Source organism: Paenibacillus sp. 01T422 (genome assembly GCF_056398785.1).
In genome coordinates this window covers 1-2,254 of record NZ_JBFTQB010000990.1, presented here as the reverse complement: position 1 = coordinate 2,254, position 2,254 = coordinate 1, and the positions used below count along the sequence as shown (strand labels likewise).

Sequence of the window (2,254 nt, the reverse complement as noted above, 5' to 3'; positions counted from 1 at the left end):
TCCATAATAGTTGACGATTGCTCGCCTTTATTCTGAATGCTTAATAGCTCATTGACTTGCTAGCGAGATTATAAATAATCTCTTATTTTTGAACGATTTCTCGTTCGTGCTTACTCACTCRTTGTTCAGTTTTCAAAGATCAATTTCTTTCGTTCACTGCCGCGTTACCGAAGCAGCGAGAAGTAATATACCATGTAAGAATTTCAATTGCAAGTGTTTTTTTTCAACCATTTTTTTAAGTTTTCAACATGTGTAATTAAACGATTAGTCTGACTATTTCATGCTGATCTTGATGCCACGCTATATGAATGAAACTCGTTATTCATCCGCGTTGAATGGTGGATTTGCAATATACCATGTATTAAAAAGTATTACAACCTTTTTTTCAAAAAACATTCTCTCATCCATTCACTCTTCATTTATTCCTTGTTCTTTCTTCATTCATCTTTCACGCCTCAATCTCTAGTCTCCAATCATTACACCGCATGAAGTTACCTGGCGGGTATTCAAATTCGCAGTCACTGATCAATTGAAAGTTGAGCTTTTGGCAAACAGCGTTCGAGGCCGGGTTATGAATGGATGGGAAGGCGTGAATATACTTATGCTTCTTCTCCATATTTGCGTTTACTATCGCTGCTGAGACAGCTGCGGTTGCTAACCCCCTACCTTGGTAGGACGGCAGAACACTCCAACCGATCTCATATATGCTTTCTTCTATATGATTGCTATCCCAGTAACCAACACTGCCGACCGTTTCGTTGTCTGGAAGCAGCACAATGCTATACATGCGGCCTGACCCCTTACCGCTAATCTCAAGATACCGCTTATGGCGTCTCAGTAATTGCTCCTCAGTTTCAGGGCCACCGAGATGTTCCATCATCTCAGGCGCATTAATCTTACGCAGCAGATCAAGATTCGATTCGGACCAAGTCTCTAGTCTTACTAATGGTTTGTTAATTGGCTCTGCCATTTCCTTCACCTCATTAATTGCAAGCTTTCCCCCAAACTCTAACAGAACGTATGTTCCGTGTCAATCCATAGGTCTCGTTCCAATGATGACGGTCGCATCCAAATCATCGAATCTGGACACAGTCGGAATCAACCCGCTACGAGCAAAAATCTCTACGGCTTGCGGTGCCTGCCGCTCGCTAATCTCAACCAACAAGTGGCCACCAGGAGCCAGCCATTGTATCGCTTCGAGTGCAACACGCCGCTTTACATCAAGTCCGTCCACTCCCCCGTCAAGCGCAAGCCGCGCCTCGTGGATACGGGCTTCTGATGGAAGCCGTTCGATTGCTGCGGTTGGGACGTAGGGTACGTTTGCGAGCAGAATGTCGACTCTGTTAAGGAGTCTCGTCGGCAGCGGTTCGAATAGGTCGCCTTCGAAGACTTGACCTCCGGTCGCCGTGATATTTCGGCGGGCGCACTTTACCGCTGCGGGGTCAATATCTACCGCATACAGCTCTATTCCTTCTATTGTAGCAGCCAAAGCAGCACCTAATGCACCTGACCCACAGCACAGATCAACGACGATGGACCCTGACTTCGCAATTTCTGCAGCTCTACGGACGAGAAATTCTGTGCGGGGACGGGGAACGAAAACACCCGGATCTACTTCTATTCGAAGGCCATAAAACGCCATCCAACCAATGACGTGTTCAAGCGGATAACCTAAGGCTCGCTGTTCCACCATTTCTGCTAGATCAACYGGCCCCTTTGCCACTGAAATGAGCATTCGAGCTTCATCCTCTGCGAAAACGCAACCCGCATCACGAAGCCTGCTGACGATATGATAATAACTATTAAATTCCATAATAATTCACCACGTTTCTCATTAACGATAAACTCATTTTATCCTTTGTGCCGTTTGCCGCACAGGTAGAATTCTTTTATAATAAACAATTCTTCTGAACGTTTAATCCACTTATGAAGGCATGACAAAAAAGGCCCGGCACATAGCAGGACCTTCTTCTTTTACATGATTCAAACATCTTTCCTTATAACAAAACAAATAGCATAGCAATTACAGCCGGCAAGCCTTGTGTGAGCAGGATCGACTTCTTAGCGGTTGCCCCACCGTACAAAGCTGCAACAATAACGCAGGCAAGGAAAAATATTTGAATAGAGTGCCCGATCAACGCATCCGGATGAACAAGTCCCCATATAAGTCCAGCTGCCAAAAATCCATTGTACAACCCTTGATTCGCTGCCAGCGACTTAGTAGCCTCAGCCTGCTCCTTTGTCATGCCAAAAG

At 45.3% G+C, this 2,254-nt stretch carries 3 protein-coding genes; all 3 read right to left on the bottom strand.

The genetic code is table 11. From position 1 onward, the window contains the following. Positions 1 to 448: 448 nt before the first annotated feature. On the bottom strand, positions 449 to 970 hold the full coding sequence (locus AC1DUA_RS34540) for a GNAT family N-acetyltransferase (RefSeq protein ID WP_477504040.1): 522 nt from the start codon (positions 968 to 970) through the stop codon (positions 449 to 451). A 60-nt stretch (positions 971 to 1,030) separates the two neighbouring features. Next, a complete protein-coding gene (locus AC1DUA_RS34535) occupies positions 1,031 to 1,813 on the bottom strand; it encodes a putative protein N(5)-glutamine methyltransferase (RefSeq protein ID WP_477504039.1) in 783 nt (260 codons plus the stop codon). Between the two features lie 184 nt (positions 1,814 to 1,997). After that, a partial coding sequence (locus tag AC1DUA_RS34530; protein ID WP_477504038.1) for a DUF1304 domain-containing protein occupies positions 1,998 to 2,254 on the bottom strand: 257 nt, incomplete at its 5' end.

Excerpts from the sequence above, each read along its gene's own strand:
- AC1DUA_RS34540 (WP_477504040.1), bottom strand. The coding sequence starts at position 970 with ATGGCAGAGCCAATTAACAAACCATTAGTAAGACTAGAGACTTGGTCC.